The sequence below is a fragment of the Bergeyella anatis genome, assembly GCF_036016955.1.
Classification (GTDB): domain Bacteria; phylum Bacteroidota; class Bacteroidia; order Flavobacteriales; family Weeksellaceae; genus JAYWXI01.
This window is the reverse complement of record NZ_JAYWXI010000176.1, coordinates 1-351: the sequence shown is the minus strand read 5'-3', so window position 1 is coordinate 351 and position 351 is coordinate 1. Positions and strand designations below refer to the sequence as shown.

The 351-nt window shown below is 55.0% G+C and carries 1 pseudogene; it reads left to right on the top strand.

Annotated elements, in window-relative coordinates:
* Positions 1-351 (top strand): annotated as a pseudogene (locus VQ048_RS12815) (hypothetical protein); the annotation flags it as partial.

Below are 351 nucleotides of genomic sequence, written 5' to 3'. Positions count from 1 at the left end.
ACAACGAATGTAACCATTACCCCGGGGCAGTCGCGTGTGCTGACCTATAAACTCTCGGGAACCCCCACTGCGGCAGGGACACTCACGGCGAACTTCAGCCGTTTGGGCTTATCGGGCAGTGGCAGCACGCAAGTGGTAACCGCCGCTGCCCCTACGCTGAAAACGATGGCGTTTAACGCTTCCGGTTCATGGATTCGTGGAAAAGCGATGGAGGCCGATAACTACATCACCGTTGAAATCGAGAATACGGGTGGGGCAACGGCAAGTGGTCTCAACCTGTCTAATGCCATCAGCCTAAGCCAGCTTTCGGGGATTAGTGTAGTGCCGAATCAGCACACTTCGGTAACCATT